A 14,059-nucleotide genomic window follows, 5' to 3' on the forward strand; every position below is an offset into this window, starting at 1 on the left:
ACGCACAAACGGCACCGACGACGTTCAGGACCGCGAAGAACAGAAACGACCCCGAAAGGCCGGTCGCGTCCGCCGCCGTCACCGCGGCCAACCTGCCGAACAGGTTCGAGGCGACATTGCCGGTGATATAGGCCGCAAGGGCTCCACCGACAGCCATCGCCGTACAGTGCTCAGACAGATAGGTCATGGTCAGGGTGAACGCCGCTGCCATGAACATGCCCTGAACGACCCGCAGCGCAAGGAAGACCCAAATGCTGTCGGTCAGGGACAAAAGCGCTGTGGGGATGGCCAGCAGCAGCAGGCACATCCAGATGCCGCGTTTGCGATTTATCCTGTCGGCAAACCATGCGACGGTCAGACCGGACATGGCCATGCCAAGGGTTGCGGCGTTGACGGCCAGGCCGGCCGTGCCAGGATCGGCCTTGAAAGCGACGATGATCTGCGGAAGCAGTGCCTGGGCGCCAAACAGGTCGATCAGCGTCAGAAAGCTGATCAGCGCAATGATCGACGAGCGTCGGAAAACATCACGCGGGCGATCACCCCCCAACACCCCGACAAAGAAGGAACTCATGCATTCGTCTCCTTCTCTTGCGCAGGCTCGGCTGCCGAAAGGATTATCCGGGCACCGCGTTCCCAGGTCAGATAGGACCACACCCAGCTTAGGACGACCGAGGCGCGGCTAAGGGTTCCGCTGAGCAAGGCAACATGGACCAGCGACCAGATTGCCCAAGCTGGAAAGCCCGAGAACCTGACGCGGCCGAAATCTGCAATCGCCTTGTTGCGGCCAATCGTGGCCAGGTTGCCCCACTGCCGATAGCGAAAGGGGGCGGGATCGGGGCGCCCAAGAACGGTCGCCTTGATCACCTTTGCAACATGGGATCCCATCTGCTTGGCCACGGGCGCGACCCCCGGCAAAGGTCGTTCCGATCCCTCGGGCCGATGCGCGGCGGTATCGCCGATCACGAAAATGCGTTGGTCCTCCGCGATGCGCAGGTGCTTGTCGACGGGGACGCGCCCGACCTGGTCCGGCTCAACATCAAGCCACCGCGCAGCAGGCGAGGCTTTCACACCGGCCGCCCAGATCACTGTTTCGGACGCGACTTCCCGGTCACCAAGCCGCACCCGGCCCGCTTCAATCTCTGTCACGCGGCTTCCGGTCAGGATGTCGACGCCCAATTGCTCAAGTGATCTATGTGCGGCCTTCGCCAGCTTCTCGTTGAAGTTTGGAAGGATGCGCGGGCCTGCCTCGACAAGCTTGATCTTGGCGCAGTGTGATGAGACGGAGCGGAAGTCCCGGGCCAGCGAATGGCGCGCAAGTTCTGCCAGCGCGCCGGCCAGCTCGACGCCCGTAGGCCCGGCACCGACGATGACAAACTCCAGCTGCGCGTCGCGTTCCGGTCCGATCGGCTGCATCTCGGCCCGTTCGAACGCGCCCAGAATCCGGCCCCGGAGCACAAAGGCGTCCTCGATCGATTTCAGGCCCGGAGCATGTTTCGCCCAGTCGTCGCGGCCAAAATAGCTGTGCGTGGCGCCGGTGGCGATCACCAGGAAATCAAACGGCAACTGTTGGCCGGACAGGGTATGGATCCGACGCGCCGACCTATCAATGCCCGTCACCTCGTCCCAATGCACACTTACGTTTTTGGCACGGCGCAGGATATGCCGGATTGGTTGGGCAATATGCGACGGACCAAGCGCCGATGTCGCGACTTGATACAGCAACGGCTGAAAGAGGCTGTGATTGAGCCGGTCTATCAGAAGCACGTCGACAGGCGCGCCCGCAAGCCCCTTGGCCGCAGCTATTCCGGCGAAGCCGCCGCCAACGATGATGACCTTGGGACGGACCGACGTGGGCTGCATTTCAGGCCGCGGTCCAGCCGCCATCGACCGGCAGCGATACGCCGGTGATGTTCTCGGCGGCGTCCGAGCACAGGAACAAGGCAACGCCGGCCAATTGCTCGACCGTGACGAACTTCTTGGTCCATTGCGCCGCAAGCAGCACGTCACGCTTGACAGCTTCTTCCGAGATACCCCGCGCGGCAGCGGTTTCGGGGATCTGCTTTTCAACCAGCGGCGTCAGCACATAGCCCGGACAGATCGCGTTCACCGTCACGCCGTCCTGCGCCGCTTCCAGCGCAATGGTCTTGGTAAAGCCGGTGATGCCGTGCTTGGCCGTCACATAGGCCGATTTGAACGGCGACGCGACCAGACCATGGGCGGATGAGATATTGATGATCCGGCCCCAGCCTCGGCGTTTCATGCCCGGCAGGGCCGCGCGTGTGGTATGAAAGGCGGAATTCATGTTGATGGCGATGATCAGGTCCCACCGTTCCGGTGGAAAGTTCTCCACCGACGCAACGGTCTGAATGCCGGCATTGTTCACGACCACGTCTACCCCGCCAAATCGCGCTTCTGCCTTGCTGATCATCGCGACGATCTGGTCGGGCTTTGACATGTCTGCCGGGTTATAAACCACTGCTCCCGAACCAAGTTCGGCCAGCCCCGCGACTTCGCGGGCTATTTCGTCAGCGTCACCAAAGCCGTTGATGACGACATTCGCGTTCACGGCCGCAAAGCCCTTGGCGATCCCCAGCCCGATGCCGGATGTCGAGCCCGTTATGACAATCGTCTTTCCCGTCAAGTTCATGGCTGTCTCCTAGGTGGCAGGAAATGTCGGCGTCACGCATCGGCTGCGGCGGCGGCCTTTGTGACTTCGGTGCCCGCCACCTCGTGCAGGATGAAGCCGTCGATCGGATCAAAGGCCTCGCGCCAGGGTGCCCTTTCAAGCATTTCGTTGGCGTCGCGGTATCCCGCCTCGCGGCGCTGGCGGATGCCCTCGCGGCTGAAGTCGATGTCCTTGAGATGGTCTTCATAAGGCAGTGACGGCGCAAGCAAGCGCACGACATGCATGCTGGTCTTGCAGCCGTAGCTCAGCAGCTCGCGTACATCGGCCTGCTTTTTCACATCCTCTGGCAAAAGCTTGCCAAGTTCCGAGACGACGTGCCGCAGCCGGTGCAGCTGGCGTTGGCGCTTGATATGCGCCACGGCGCGGCTGGAGTACTGGACGTCCTTCTGCCGGTTCATCACCTCCCACATCGTCTGGGGCTCTTTCCCGGTCGGGTTCCAGATATGCACGGCAAAGACCAGCCCGCTCAGTCGCGGGGCGTCGTCAAAAATGACTTCGACCGGCGTGTTCGACAGGATGCCGCCGTCCCAGTAAAGCTCGCCATCGATCCGCACCGCCGGAAAGGATGGTGGCAGTGCCCCGGAGGCAAGGATGTGCTTCAGTCCCAGCGGCATGTTGCGGCTGTCGAAATAGCGCATTTCCGCTGTCCGGACCGACGATGCGCCCACCGTCAGACGCACGCCCGACCGATTGAGATGGTCAAAGTCGATCAGATCCGACAGCGTCTTACGCAAGGGATCGACCGAGTAGTACCCCGCGTTTTCTGCGCCCAGAACCGCGTGCGGGTTCATGAATGCCGCTGCGCGAGGACGAAAAAACCCGTCCAGACCCGTGCTGATGGTCTCCATGGTGCGTGACATCGCACCGAAAAAGTTCGGAAACCCAAAGGTCTGCTTGTGCTCCACGCGTTTCCAGAATTCGGTCAGCCGGTCAAGCCGATCGGCAGGCTTGTTGCCCGCGATGATCGCGGCATTTATCGCTCCGATCGAGGTTCCGATAACCCAGTCCAACTCGATGCCAGCCTCATGCAGTGCCTGGAAAACGCCGACCTGATATGCGCCAAGCGCGCCGCCGCCCTGCAGGACAAGGGCCGTCTGTCCGAGTTTCTTGATTTCCTTGTCCATCATGCTCATCGGATGCGCCTTTTTCCTGAATGTCTGTGGGTGTGGCGATCCGTCACCCGCGACACTATGGGAATGTCGGGTCGCGGGACCGTGTGCCAGAAGTCTGAATTGTTGCCGGGCGCGCAAGGAACGCCGCGGCTATTCCGTGCAGTCTGCAATGGGATTGCAGTCAGCCACCGATGCCACGATGGAAGCCACCACTTCGGTGGCCTTGGCAAACTCGGCCTGGCGATCCCCGATGGCATAGCGTGCGGCCACCCAGTTCCAGTCCTGATAGACGGTCCAGACCGCGCCCGCCTTGTCTTCGTGGATCAGCATGCGAACCGGCCAATCCATGCCGCTTTCGGGATTGGAAGTCAGGAACAACACGCCCAAGGGGGGATTTCCGAACAGGATCAGCTGTGACGGCGGCAGTTCGATGTCGGCGCCGCGACCAAGTTCGCCCTGGTCAATCGCGGTAAAGAACATGATCCCCTTGCCCTCGATGTCGGCACGCAGGCGCTCTACCGTTTCCGCGACCGAATAGGCGCTGCGGGTCCGCAACAGGCCATCTCCCTGCAAAACCACGTTGTCAGCGTCCTCCGCCGCCAGCGGGTTTGGCGCGCACAAGGTCGTCGCAATGGCGAAGATTGCGATCAGGCACGGCCCCGCCAGACCAGGACCAACCTTGGCGACTTGCGCCTTGACCACCGCAGGCACCGAACGTTCGCCCGGTGACGTGGGAGTATTGGTTCGCTCCAACATGATTTCAGTTTCCATTCTTTGACCTGTTACGCGGCGCGGCGCGACTGCTACGCCGACAATGGATCGCGCAGGGTGCGCTTGCCGTCCGAAGACTGACGCTGTGGCGCTGTCATGGGACGCGGCAACTCACGTTGCCGCGTCCCGGATGGGGAGTGGCCGTGCCGACTACATCGTCTCGGGCTTGGGCATCTCAGGTGGCAAAAGGTCACTCGAAATGATGACCACGGGCTTATCGCTTTCGTTCTTCCACCAATGCGCCAGGTCGGCGCCAAATTCACCCACGACGTCGCCCGCCTTGTGCTCGATGCCGACTTTGCAGGTGCTGCGGTATTCGATGATCGTGCCCTCCAGGACCAGGATATTGGCCGCGCGCACCTCGTGCGAATGCCACGGCACAATGCCGCCCGGAGCGATTTCCAAACGGCGCATGCGCAGCATATAGCCCTTGAACGCCTCGCCCTTTGACGACAGGTCAATGGTGGAGATGACCGTGTCGGTCACATCCTTTGCGGTGGTTTCGCCTGTGGTCCGCGCACCTTCCGCGACCTGATCTGCCGGACACTCGCCTGCGAATGCCTGCAACGGCATCAGTGCGCCTGCACAAATCGCGCCTGCAAGCATTCCGGCGGTCCAAGCATTCATCTTGATCATGATCATTGGTCCAGGTCCTTTCATGAGGAATTGAGGTAAGGGTCCGACTGCTGTTTCGTTCACGTCTTGCGGCTGTCGCCCTCGTCTGATGTGAGCGCCGCGGCATGGATCTGCGAAAACAGGGTTTGGGCGTATTGCAAGGTGCGCGCCGAGTTCTCCAGGCTGTCACGAATGGCCGCATGTAAGAACTTTTGCGGCAGCATCATCAGCATCACTGGATCGTTACTGCTGATGGCGTCATTGGTAGCCTTCGCAAAATCCTTTTGCGAAAGAACTGCGGCGCCAAGGCTGGCGTCGATCAACTGCGCTATGCCGCGTGAAATGTCGGTTTCTGCAGCAGTCAAGCGTTTCATTCTCGACACGGCATCGTTGACCCAGGCAGCTCTCACTTCGCTCAATGCGTTCGCAGGTGTTTGCAGTGACGACTGAGTTTTCTCGCCCGTTGGCATTGGATGTCCCCTCCCAGTTGATGTCTCATAAAGTGGCAGTCAGTGAGATCTGCCCCCCCAAAGATGGCGCACTGATACCATTGGTCGATATGGTCGAGGAACCCGGTGCCCCGCATGGATTCAATACGCATCGCGTATGTACTCGGCGCGAAATCATGCGAGACGCAATTCGAGAACCGCGGCGGGCGCAAAACCCGAATCGGCGCGTCGCGCGGACCGCTCATGTCAAATGACGTGCGCTCTTCAACGCTTGACGCGATAACCGCGACACGTCTTTTTTTATCATCCATACAGAGGTTTAAGGCTAGGCAGATATGAGTACAACGACCGCTAGACGCGGGATGGTCCAACCGGCCCGTCAGGTGCCGATGGCACGCCGGTTTCGGTGGAACTCCATGCTGAGGCGCACAAAGAGGCCGATCGCCGGCGTGTGCCGGCGTCCGCGTACCGTCGCCAAGGAGATAGTCCGATTGATTTCTGGGCTGGTCAGGGGCCTGCGCATTAGTTCTGGGAATAGTGCCATGTATTCGGGCATGCAGGCGCACCCCATTCCGGCAAGAATCATCGCTTGAATCCAGTCTTCATGCTCGCTCTTATATCGGACATCGGGAGAAATTTCGAACGGACCTTCCGACTCGTTGTAGTGCAGGACATATTCGCAATTCAGGCGCTCAAGGTATGGTTCTCCGTTCAGCTCTGTGACCGGCACCGCATCCATCTTTTCGAATCTATGACCCCGCGGAAAGGCAACAACATATCTTTCGTCGTAAAGCGGAGTGATTGACAGAATTTCGGGGTATTTCGGGGCGCCAACCAATGCGACATCCAGATGCCCTTCGCTCAACATATCGATTATTTTGGTGACGGGCGCCTCAAGCAGCTCGATGTTCAACTGCGGTGCGCGCGTGGCCAGGTGCGAAATGATCGGGATCAGCATGCCGGGGCCAATCGTACACATGATCCCCAGTTTCAGCGTCGCCCTGGTCGGGGTGGAGAGTTTTTCTGCTTCGGCTTGCACCGCGTCCAACTGGACCAGGATGGTCTGAAATCCGCGCAAGACGTTGTGCCCAAGTTCCGTCAGATGCGTACGACCACGTTCACGACGCAACAGCTGACCGCCAAGCCTCTGTTCAAGAAGCTTAATTCCCCGCGACATCGTAGGCTGCGTCACGTCGCACTTTTCAGCTGCCTTGGTGAAGCTCAAGGTTTCGGCAAGGGCAACAAAGTAACGTATCTGATTCATATCCATGATTGCGGTCATCGCGGTTTTTGCTTCGGGTTCAGGCCGACAATGGTTTCCGCCGCCTGTTGGGTTCCATCGCTGCGGCGGGTCGTAACACTGCGTTCCTAAGCGGATGCTACACGAGATGGTGTGGTGCCAGAAACTTGATCTGTCTTTCGCGTGGCTTCACTGGTTAGTGCGCCAACAGATTTTTGATTTTCGCGGAGCAGGCACGTAGCCGTGCCGGTGTCGTCGTACTGGATCGTACGTCTCACGGTTTTCTGTGGCGAACGAAGTGCCGCATTGCGGAAAAGACTTGAACTGCCGCTGTATGCGCCGAAACTCCCAAGCAACCCATTCTGCCGAGCAAAAGTCGGCCGCATTCCAGTCATTCGTCCATGCCGCAGCCAACGGCTGCTCTCCCCCCTTCAGACCGCCAACGATGCTTCCTATCTGCCCGCCTACAATGCGGCGAGGAACCAGGCCGGACGGCGTCCCTTGCCGGTCCAGGTGATCTCGGGGTTTTCCGGATGGCGGTATTTCGGTCTGCCCGGTCCTGCGCTCTTGCGGCGCCTCCGCGTCCCCGTGAGTTCGGCGAGCGTGAAGCCAAGCTGCTTCGCCCGCTCGTGCAGTTCGGCCAGAGCCTCGCTCTTCCTGCGATCGTCGTAGTTGGCAATGGCGCTGTCGAGTTCGCGCTGCAAGAGCTTCAACTCGGTGAGCGTTAGGTTGTTGATCTTCGTGAGGTTCATGGCGGGGATCTCGCTGTCGCTTTGCACGCCATTAGTCAGAAGAAGCTGATCCGGCAAAGAGTTTCGTCAACGGACGGGTCTGGAACCCAGCGCGCTGTCCGCCTTACCCCCGCGCCTCCCACCAGTCAGCCCAGGCGACCTTCCTCGGCGTCCGGGGCGCCATCAGGACGGTCTTCTGTGGCTCGGGCGACAGGCGCCGGGCACCGGTCGCTTCAGTGTGGCCTCCACAATCAAGGGTCCCAGCATGAAGCCAGTCGGACGCCCCGCCATACCGCCAGTTGGTTGGTCTGACAGCGTTCTCCCCGCACATGCGCTTGGCGTCAACGCGGCAATCTCGCCAGGCGACAGAAGATACTGGACTTCCGCATAAGGCTTTGCACTGACCACTAAGCGTGGCTTGCCGTCCGTCTCGCTCATCCGGACCTTCGTCCAGAAGTCGTGACGTCGCAATACCAAGGGCCAGCGCAGTTTTCTCCAAGACAACCACCGTCGGATTGCGGACGCCGCGCTCGACTCCGCTCACATAGGTCCGGTGCAGGCCGCATTCGTCGGCCAGCCCCTCTTGCGAAAGGCCTGCCTGTTTCCTGAACTCCGCGAGATTGCGGCCGACCCGCTTGCGCACATCCATGGCCGATCAGGGCCATGGGTGCAGCTGTCTGGTCTACAGACGATGAGTCTCATTTTGCTGGACTTGGGCCTCACGGGAAGCAATCGTCACCAGGACGAGACCACACGTGTCGCATATATGCAGGGAAGTTGATCCGACCCGATGATGATCCATTCGACAGATTCCAGCCTCCGGGAGCAGTATCTCGAATATGGCTTTCTCGCCGCCATCTGCCGCGAGATGTGGAAGCGTGGTGAGCCGGTCGATGTCCTTCACTCTCATACCGATCGCAGCGGATACGACCTGCTGCTCGAAGCAAACGGGCTCCAGCGCCACATCCAGCTCAAGTCGAGCTTCGCCGGATCGAAGACGGCCCGCCAGACCATCAACACCCGCCTCGCTGACCGACCGGGCGGTTGCATCGTCTGGATCCGCTTCGACCCCACCAGTCTCGACGCTGTCGACTATTTCTGGTTCGGCGGCGCTCCTGGCGAGCCGACCCCATCGCTCGGGGACAGGGTCGGGCGACACAGCAAGGGCAATGCCGACGGCATAAAAGCCGAGAAGCCCGAGCACAGGGTTCTCGGCATCGCATCGTTCGAGCGGCTCGCGACGGCCGACGTCTTGGCGCAGCGGCTGTTCGGGCCTCCGCCGGGATATCTGGTTGGGACCCAGCCGGGTATTGCAGCGACAGGCCAAATGGAGCCGGATTGTGCCGCGCCGTGAGGTCGAAGAGCTTTTCGCCCATCTGACTGCGATCTTCGAAGATGCCGCAGCCCTCGCCGCCGAGGGGCAAAGGCGAAGAAAGACCGCGACCACGGCAAGGACTCTCATCGACAAGATCAGCACCGCGCACGCCGAGTGCGGACGATTGATCGACGAGATCGCGGGGCAGTTGCAGCAGTGAACGAGTGCCGATGTCTTACTCCGCTTGACTGACCAAGACTTCTTCCGACGTGGAGGTCCTTGCTCCGGCCATGCCGGGCTCGGCTGTCATTTCCGTTCCCTCAGGTCCTTCTCCCAACAGTTCGGCCAACGCACCTTGTGCGGCGTCCGGGTTGCGGCGAGCACGATGCGTTGCTCTTCCACGGAAAGCTGTCGGTCGCCGAGCCGCGCGAGTGAGGCCTCGACGATCCACGGCTCGAGCATCAGACGGGTGGTCGGGCGGAATGCATCAAGCGTTCGGGCCATCCGAAGTGCCTCCAGACCTCCGTTGACACTGCCAGGGTAAACTACTCTGACGACAATTGTGTGGGGCGTCTCGGAAATTTGCTGACCCTTGAGCGCTTCAAGTGCGATCATCATCGCCCGACCCGCACTCCCGTCTCCTTCCAGGCCCCGCTTGGCCAAGTGCAGCATGAAGGCTTCCGCCGCCAACATTCTGCGCTTGATCGCGCCGTCGCGGACGGTCACCATCTGGCCCAGCACGGCCTCATAGGGCGCACTGCGGTGACGGCCCTTTGGTCGGCCCTTCGGATTGCCACTCGCTCCCGGCTTGAAGCGCCCGCCGTTGGACGCATTGCCCTTCGTCACGACGCTTCACCCTCACGCTGTGGCTCCCGCCCGGTCAGCGCCGACCAGCGGTCGATGGCCACGTCGACATAGGCCGGATCGAAATCGAGACCGCGGAAGCGCCGACCGGCCCGCTCGGCCGCAATCAGCGTCGTGCCGGAGCCAAGAAAGGTGTCAAGCACCAGGTCGTTGTGCCGGTTCACGTCCTTGATCGCATCCGCAACGAGGCCTGTGGGCTTCACTGTAGGATGCAGCGCAAGATCCTCGCGCCGGCTGCCGCGGAACGAGTTGACTGATGCGTAGTCCCAGACATTCGTCCGGTTGCGGCCGTGCCGTCCGAGCTCGACCATGTTCAGATGACCCTCGTCGCCAACACGATAAACGAAGATCAACTCGTGCTTCGAGCGGTAGAGCGATCCCATGCCGGCATTCGACTTGTTCCACATGCAAAGATTGAGAAACGCCCCGTACACCTCCCGGCCAACGACCGCCAAATCCTCCATATGCCGCCAGTCCATGCAGATGAAGTGGACCGCCCCGGATCGCGAGGCCGCCGCAGCCGCTCCAAGCGTTGCCTTCAGAAAGTCACGGAACTCGGCCTCACCCATCTCGCCCGAGGCCATCGCGAATTCGCGGTGCCGCCCCTTGGCATTGGCATGGCCGCTGATCCGCACGTTGTAGGGTGGATCGAGGAAGGCCGCATCTACCTTGGTCCCCACACCCACCACCCGCGCAAGGAAGGCCACATCCCGGCTGTCGCCGCAGCCGATCCGGTGCTCGCCGCAGATCCAGATGTCGCCCGGCCTGGTGCGCGGCGTGACCGGCACGGCCGGGATAATGTCGTCATCCGGATCGTCCTGGCCCTTCAGGATCACGTCGATCTCGCCAGTGGTGAAGCCGGTCAGCACCGGGTCGATGCCGATGTCTATGTTCGTGAGTTCAGCCAGTTCCGACTGCAGGATCTCGAGATCCCAGCCAGCGTTGAGGGCGATCTTGTTGTCGGCCAGGCGCAGCGCGCGGATCTGGGCGTCCGACAGGCCGACCAGATCGATCACAGGAACGCGTGTCAGCCCCATCGCCTTGGCAGCCAGAAGCCGGCCGTGGCCGGCGATCACATGGCCGTCGGGATCGGCGAGGATCGGGTTGGTAAAGCCGAACTCGGCGATCGAGGCCTTGATCTGCTCGATCTGGCGCTTGGGAATGGGTGCGGGCATTCTGGGGCGAGGGGATGAGCTAGGAGATCAGCCGCTCGCGCACGACAAGATCGCGAGATGGAATTGTTGTCGCGCCCAATGCAAACTCCTCACGAATGTACTGCCGTCACCGTACCATGTGAAAAAATGCAGTCGAGAACTTGAAAAAATCTTACTCCAGCGACTGGACTTGGGCGGCAAGAAGAGCGTTGCTGGTGTCATACCCGGATGCCCGGGCTTGCCTCGGTACGGGCGATAAGGTTGCCCGCAAACCGAAAGGGCAACAAGATGACCACCCGCAAACACGACGCCAGTATTCCGGACGCACCGCGTAGCGAGAGCTTGAACGACGAAGCCAAGGCCAATGGCACGGCAAGTGCAGCGACGCCGCCGCCGCCCCGGCCTGAACGCCGGCCCAAAGCGAAGCGGGCGACGCTGCAGGCGACAACCGCGCCGACCGACCCGACAACCTCTGAGCATCACGCGCCGAACGGAGCCGACCCTGCGACCGGAAAGGCGGTCGCGAACGCACGTGCAGTGCCAAAGCTCGACCGCCTCTTCATCCTGCTCCGCCAGCCCGACGGCGCCACGATCACCGAGCTTATGGGTGCGACCGGCTGGCAGGCTCATTCCGTGCGCGGCGCCATCGCGGGCGCGCTGCGGAAGAAGGGCCACACCGTGGTGGCCGAGAAGACGGACGGCGGAGAGCGGCGCTACCGACTCCGGGAGGCCCCGTGATGCGGCGAGGCGCTGCGGCGAGTGCAACGGAGACCGAGATCGAGGCCCTCGCGGGGCTCGATCTGCCCGCCCTTCGCGCCGTCTGGGAGAGCCGCATTGGTCCGCCGCTAAAGCTGCGCTCCTGGGAGCTTCTGCGTCACCTCCTCGCCTGGCATCTGCAGGTCGAGACCTTCGGCGACCTCGACCGCGAGACCCGCAGGCGCCTCGCCGCCCGTGGTCCGGTCGAAGCCGAGGGTCGCCATCTCGGGCTCGGGGCCATCCTGCGCCGCGACTGGCAGGGGCGGCGCATCGAGGTGGTCGTCGAGACCGATGGTTTCCGCTGGGACGGGCGGCTCTTCCCGAGCCTGTCCTCGGTCGCCCGCGCCGCCACCGGTACCCGCTGGAACGGGCCGCGGTTCTTCGGATTGCGAGCCGACGAGGTGCTACCATGATGCCTGATCCAAAGCGACACGAGTCGAAACGGCCCGAGATCAAGCGCTGCGCGCTCTACACCCGCAAAAGCTCGGACGAAGGCTTGGACCAGGAGTTCAATTCGCTTGATGCGCAGCGGGACGCCTGCTCCGCCTATGTGAAGAGCCAATCCGGGGAAGGCTGGCAACTCCTGCCCGCGCCTTACGACGATGGCGGCTATTCAGGCGCGACGATGGAGCGTCCGGCACTCCGGCGTCTCCTCGTCGACATCGAGGCCGGGCGCATCGACATCATCGTGGTCTACAAGATCGACCGGCTGACCCGCGCGCTGGCGGATTTCGCGCGGATGGTCGAGATCTTCGATCGCCACGGTGTCAGCTTCGTCTCGGTCACTCAGGCCTTCAATACCACCACGAGCATGGGGCGGTTGACACTGAACGTGCTTTTGTCCTTCGCCCAGTTCGAGCGCGAGGTGACGGGCGAGCGAATCCGCGACAAGATCGCCGCCTCCAAGGCCAAAGGCATGTGGATGGGGGGAGTTCTCCCCATCGGCTATTACAGGCCGACGGGCGGTAGCCGCACGCTCGTCGCGAACGACAACGAAGCCGCGCTCGTGCGACGCATCTTCGCCCGCTATCTCGATCTCGGCTCCGTCCATTCGCTGGAACATGAACTGCGGTCCGGTGGTGTCGTGTCGAAGCGGCACACAAGCCGCACCGGCCGGGTGACCGGGGGCCAGCCGTTCAGCCGGGGGGCACTCTTCCACCTCCTGCGCAATCGGCTTTACCTCGGCGAGATCCGTCATCGTGACACCCATCACCCTGGGCTGCATCAGCGATCATCGACCGCGACCTCTTCAACGCCGTCCAGGAGAGGCTCGACGGCAATGCCCGCCAGCGTGGCGCCGCGCGGGAGAGCGTCGCGCGTTCCGCCCTGACCGGCCGTATCGTCGACGCCGATGGTCAGGCAATGTCGCCGACCTTCGCCTACGGCAAGGGCGGAAAGCTCTATCGCTACTATGTCTCGGCCCCTCTGCAGCAGGGCCAGCGTCGGAGCACCGGCGACACCTCTCCCCGCCGGGTCTCGGCTCCTGCCCTGGAAGATGCACTCTCCGCGGCCCTCCAGCGCCTGTTTCCAGACAATCCCAGGATCGACACAGAACCCCTTGCAGCCCTCCTTCGGGTCGAGGTGCGGCACGACGGCGTCGAGCTTCGCTTGCCCGGGACGATGCTGCGGGGGATCGATTCCCGACTGGCACCGGGCGAGGCGGCCGCGCTCGATCCGGCGAACCCCAGTCAGATGCGGCTCACGCTTCCGCTGCGCTTCTTGGCGGGCAGCGGGCGCACCGAAGTGTTGGCGACCGCGCCACACCGGCGCAAGGTCGATCCGGTCCTGGTGGCGGCTCTCCGCGCGGCGCACCGAATACTCTCGCGCGATACGCGCGGCAGGCCGCGCCTCGATGCCTCCCCGATACGTCGCACCGCCGCCGGCTTGTTCGTCTGGCCTTTCTTGCTCCCGACCTGCAACGCGCCATCCTCGCGGGCGACCAGCCGGAGAACCTCACGCTCGCGCTCCTGATCGAGGGCGACATCCCACTCACCTGGACAGCACAGCGGCGCAAGTTCGAAACATTCGAATCCGGAGCCCGTCGCCGCGGTCGCTGACAAACCCTCAGCCCCGATACTTGGCGCGAGATATCGAACCAACGGCCACGGATTCTTCTCTTTGCGTTCAGCGACCGCCGCCTGTTAACTTGCAGAGATTCACCCGCATCAGGGCCTAACAGGACCTGTTATCGCGCATAAATCGCCTGTTATCGCTCAAAACAGGAAAGTGGATTTCGTCGCTGCAAGTTACGGTAATTTCGAGACTATTCGGCAACCAAGGGCGTAGACACTGCGCTCTGGCCCTGTTTCTGCATCGAAAACCGAAAAAACTCCCTGTTCCCATGAAACTCCACCTCCCTGCGGGCT

General features: G+C 62.1%; 18 protein-coding genes. 6 read left to right on the forward strand and 12 right to left on the reverse strand.

All coding sequences use genetic code 11. The features are described 5' to 3' along the window. From ACRCSW_RS19220 to ACRCSW_RS19265, 10 genes are all read right to left on the reverse strand, one after another. The coding region (locus ACRCSW_RS19220) for an MFS transporter (RefSeq protein ID WP_438707261.1) at positions 1-571 on the reverse strand (571 nt) is incomplete at its 3' end. Next, a complete protein-coding gene (locus tag ACRCSW_RS19225; protein ID WP_438707262.1) occupies positions 568-1,860 on the reverse strand; it encodes an NAD(P)/FAD-dependent oxidoreductase in 1,293 nt (430 codons plus the stop codon). The genes ACRCSW_RS19220 and ACRCSW_RS19225, both read right to left, overlap by 4 nt. Position 1,861: 1 nt before the next feature. Next, positions 1,862-2,647 carry a 3-hydroxybutyrate dehydrogenase gene (locus ACRCSW_RS19230; RefSeq protein WP_438707263.1) on the reverse strand — a complete coding sequence of 262 codons (786 nt, stop codon included), beginning with the start codon at positions 2,645-2,647 and terminating at the stop codon, positions 1,862-1,864. A gap of 32 nt (positions 2,648-2,679) precedes the next feature. After that, positions 2,680-3,819, reverse strand: coding sequence for a patatin-like phospholipase family protein (locus ACRCSW_RS19235; protein WP_438707264.1), 1,140 nt, complete (start codon positions 3,817-3,819; stop codon positions 2,680-2,682). 129 nt (positions 3,820-3,948) lie between these two features. After that, on the reverse strand, positions 3,949-4,569 hold the full coding sequence (locus tag ACRCSW_RS19240; protein ID WP_438707265.1) for a DUF302 domain-containing protein: 621 nt from the start codon (positions 4,567-4,569) through the stop codon (positions 3,949-3,951). 150 nt (positions 4,570-4,719) lie between these two features. Continuing rightward, positions 4,720-5,211: a cupin domain-containing protein gene (locus ACRCSW_RS19245; RefSeq protein WP_438707266.1), complete on the reverse strand. Its 492-nt coding sequence runs from the start codon at positions 5,209-5,211 to the stop codon at positions 4,720-4,722. A 53-nt stretch (positions 5,212-5,264) separates the two neighbouring features. Continuing rightward, a complete protein-coding gene (locus ACRCSW_RS19250; protein ID WP_438707267.1) occupies positions 5,265-5,654 on the reverse strand; it encodes a hypothetical protein in 390 nt (129 codons plus the stop codon). Between the two features lie 358 nt (positions 5,655-6,012). Beyond that, positions 6,013-6,915 carry a LysR family transcriptional regulator gene (locus ACRCSW_RS19255; RefSeq protein WP_438707268.1) on the reverse strand — a complete coding sequence of 301 codons (903 nt, stop codon included), beginning with the start codon at positions 6,913-6,915 and terminating at the stop codon, positions 6,013-6,015. Positions 6,916-7,337: 422 nt separating this feature from the next. After that, positions 7,338-7,625, reverse strand: a complete 288-nt coding sequence (locus ACRCSW_RS19260) for an H-NS histone family protein (protein ID WP_438707269.1) — start codon at positions 7,623-7,625, stop codon at positions 7,338-7,340. A gap of 103 nt (positions 7,626-7,728) precedes the next feature. Beyond that, positions 7,729-8,253 (reverse strand): helix-turn-helix domain-containing protein, encoded by a 525-nt coding sequence (locus ACRCSW_RS19265; protein WP_438707270.1) that lies wholly within the window; start codon positions 8,251-8,253, stop codon positions 7,729-7,731. Between the two features lie 141 nt (positions 8,254-8,394). Between ACRCSW_RS19265 and ACRCSW_RS19270 the strand changes: the two genes are divergently transcribed. Both ACRCSW_RS19270 and ACRCSW_RS19275 read left to right on the forward strand, forming a co-directional pair. Beyond that, a complete protein-coding gene (locus ACRCSW_RS19270) occupies positions 8,395-8,958 on the forward strand; it encodes a hypothetical protein (RefSeq protein ID WP_438707271.1) in 564 nt (187 codons plus the stop codon). After that, complete coding sequence (locus ACRCSW_RS19275; protein ID WP_438707272.1) at positions 8,945-9,139, forward strand: hypothetical protein; 195 nt, start codon at positions 8,945-8,947, stop codon at positions 9,137-9,139. The genes ACRCSW_RS19270 and ACRCSW_RS19275 overlap by 14 nt, the downstream gene beginning before the upstream one ends. Positions 9,140-9,225: 86 nt before the next feature. On the opposite strand, the gene ACRCSW_RS19280 is transcribed toward ACRCSW_RS19275, so the two are convergent. Next, positions 9,226-9,765, reverse strand: a complete 540-nt coding sequence (locus ACRCSW_RS19280) for a DUF5681 domain-containing protein (RefSeq protein ID WP_438707273.1) — start codon at positions 9,763-9,765, stop codon at positions 9,226-9,228. Continuing rightward, entirely contained in the window at positions 9,762-10,958 is a 1,197-nt protein-coding gene (locus tag ACRCSW_RS19285; RefSeq protein WP_438707274.1) for a site-specific DNA-methyltransferase, read from the reverse strand. The genes ACRCSW_RS19280 and ACRCSW_RS19285 overlap by 4 nt, the downstream gene beginning before the upstream one ends. Positions 10,959-11,225: 267 nt before the next feature. Here ACRCSW_RS19285 and ACRCSW_RS19290 point away from each other — a divergent pair, with 267 nt between their 5' ends. Genes ACRCSW_RS19290 through ACRCSW_RS19305 form a run of 4 tightly spaced genes read left to right on the forward strand, consistent with a single transcriptional unit; the run spans position 11,226 to position 13,664 of the window. Further along, the gene (locus tag ACRCSW_RS19290) at positions 11,226-11,675 is read left to right on the forward strand and encodes a DUF3489 domain-containing protein (RefSeq protein WP_438707275.1); all 450 of its coding nucleotides are present in this window, start codon (positions 11,226-11,228) and stop codon (positions 11,673-11,675) included. Continuing rightward, entirely contained in the window at positions 11,675-12,106 is a 432-nt protein-coding gene (locus ACRCSW_RS19295; RefSeq protein WP_438707276.1) for a DUF2924 domain-containing protein, read from the forward strand. The genes ACRCSW_RS19290 and ACRCSW_RS19295 overlap by 1 nt, the downstream gene beginning before the upstream one ends. Next, positions 12,103-13,023, forward strand: a complete 921-nt coding sequence (locus ACRCSW_RS19300; RefSeq protein ID WP_438707277.1) for a recombinase family protein — start codon at positions 12,103-12,105, stop codon at positions 13,021-13,023. The genes ACRCSW_RS19295 and ACRCSW_RS19300 overlap by 4 nt, the downstream gene beginning before the upstream one ends. A gap of 32 nt (positions 13,024-13,055) precedes the next feature. Next, positions 13,056-13,664, forward strand: coding sequence for a hypothetical protein (locus ACRCSW_RS19305; RefSeq protein ID WP_438707278.1), 609 nt, complete (start codon positions 13,056-13,058; stop codon positions 13,662-13,664). Positions 13,665-14,059 lie beyond the last annotated feature (395 nt).

This window comes from Tabrizicola sp., assembly GCF_051645465.1.
GTDB lineage: Bacteria > Pseudomonadota > Alphaproteobacteria > Rhodobacterales > Rhodobacteraceae > Tabrizicola.

Coding starts and splice junctions, on each gene's coding strand:
- ACRCSW_RS19255 (WP_438707268.1), bottom strand. CDS start 6,915: ATGACCGCAATCATGGATATGAATCAGATACGTTACTTTGTTGCCCTT.
- ACRCSW_RS19245 (WP_438707266.1), bottom strand. CDS start 5,211: ATGATCATGATCAAGATGAATGCTTGGACCGCCGGAATGCTTGCAGGC.
- ACRCSW_RS19285 (WP_438707274.1), bottom strand. CDS start 10,958: ATGCCCGCACCCATTCCCAAGCGCCAGATCGAGCAGATCAAGGCCTCG.
- ACRCSW_RS19270 (WP_438707271.1), top strand. CDS start 8,395: ATGATGATCCATTCGACAGATTCCAGCCTCCGGGAGCAGTATCTCGAA.
- ACRCSW_RS19260 (WP_438707269.1), bottom strand. CDS start 7,625: ATGAACCTCACGAAGATCAACAACCTAACGCTCACCGAGTTGAAGCTC.
- ACRCSW_RS19300 (WP_438707277.1), top strand. CDS start 12,103: ATGATGCCTGATCCAAAGCGACACGAGTCGAAACGGCCCGAGATCAAG.
- ACRCSW_RS19250 (WP_438707267.1), bottom strand. CDS start 5,654: ATGCCAACGGGCGAGAAAACTCAGTCGTCACTGCAAACACCTGCGAAC.
- ACRCSW_RS19235 (WP_438707264.1), bottom strand. CDS start 3,819: ATGAGCATGATGGACAAGGAAATCAAGAAACTCGGACAGACGGCCCTT.
- ACRCSW_RS19295 (WP_438707276.1), top strand. CDS start 11,675: ATGCGGCGAGGCGCTGCGGCGAGTGCAACGGAGACCGAGATCGAGGCC.
- ACRCSW_RS19265 (WP_438707270.1), bottom strand. CDS start 8,253: ATGGATGTGCGCAAGCGGGTCGGCCGCAATCTCGCGGAGTTCAGGAAA.
- ACRCSW_RS19305 (WP_438707278.1), top strand. CDS start 13,056: ATGTCGCCGACCTTCGCCTACGGCAAGGGCGGAAAGCTCTATCGCTAC.
- ACRCSW_RS19230 (WP_438707263.1), bottom strand. CDS start 2,647: ATGAACTTGACGGGAAAGACGATTGTCATAACGGGCTCGACATCCGGC.
- ACRCSW_RS19240 (WP_438707265.1), bottom strand. CDS start 4,569: ATGGAAACTGAAATCATGTTGGAGCGAACCAATACTCCCACGTCACCG.
- ACRCSW_RS19225 (WP_438707262.1), bottom strand. CDS start 1,860: ATGCAGCCCACGTCGGTCCGTCCCAAGGTCATCATCGTTGGCGGCGGC.
- ACRCSW_RS19290 (WP_438707275.1), top strand. CDS start 11,226: ATGACCACCCGCAAACACGACGCCAGTATTCCGGACGCACCGCGTAGC.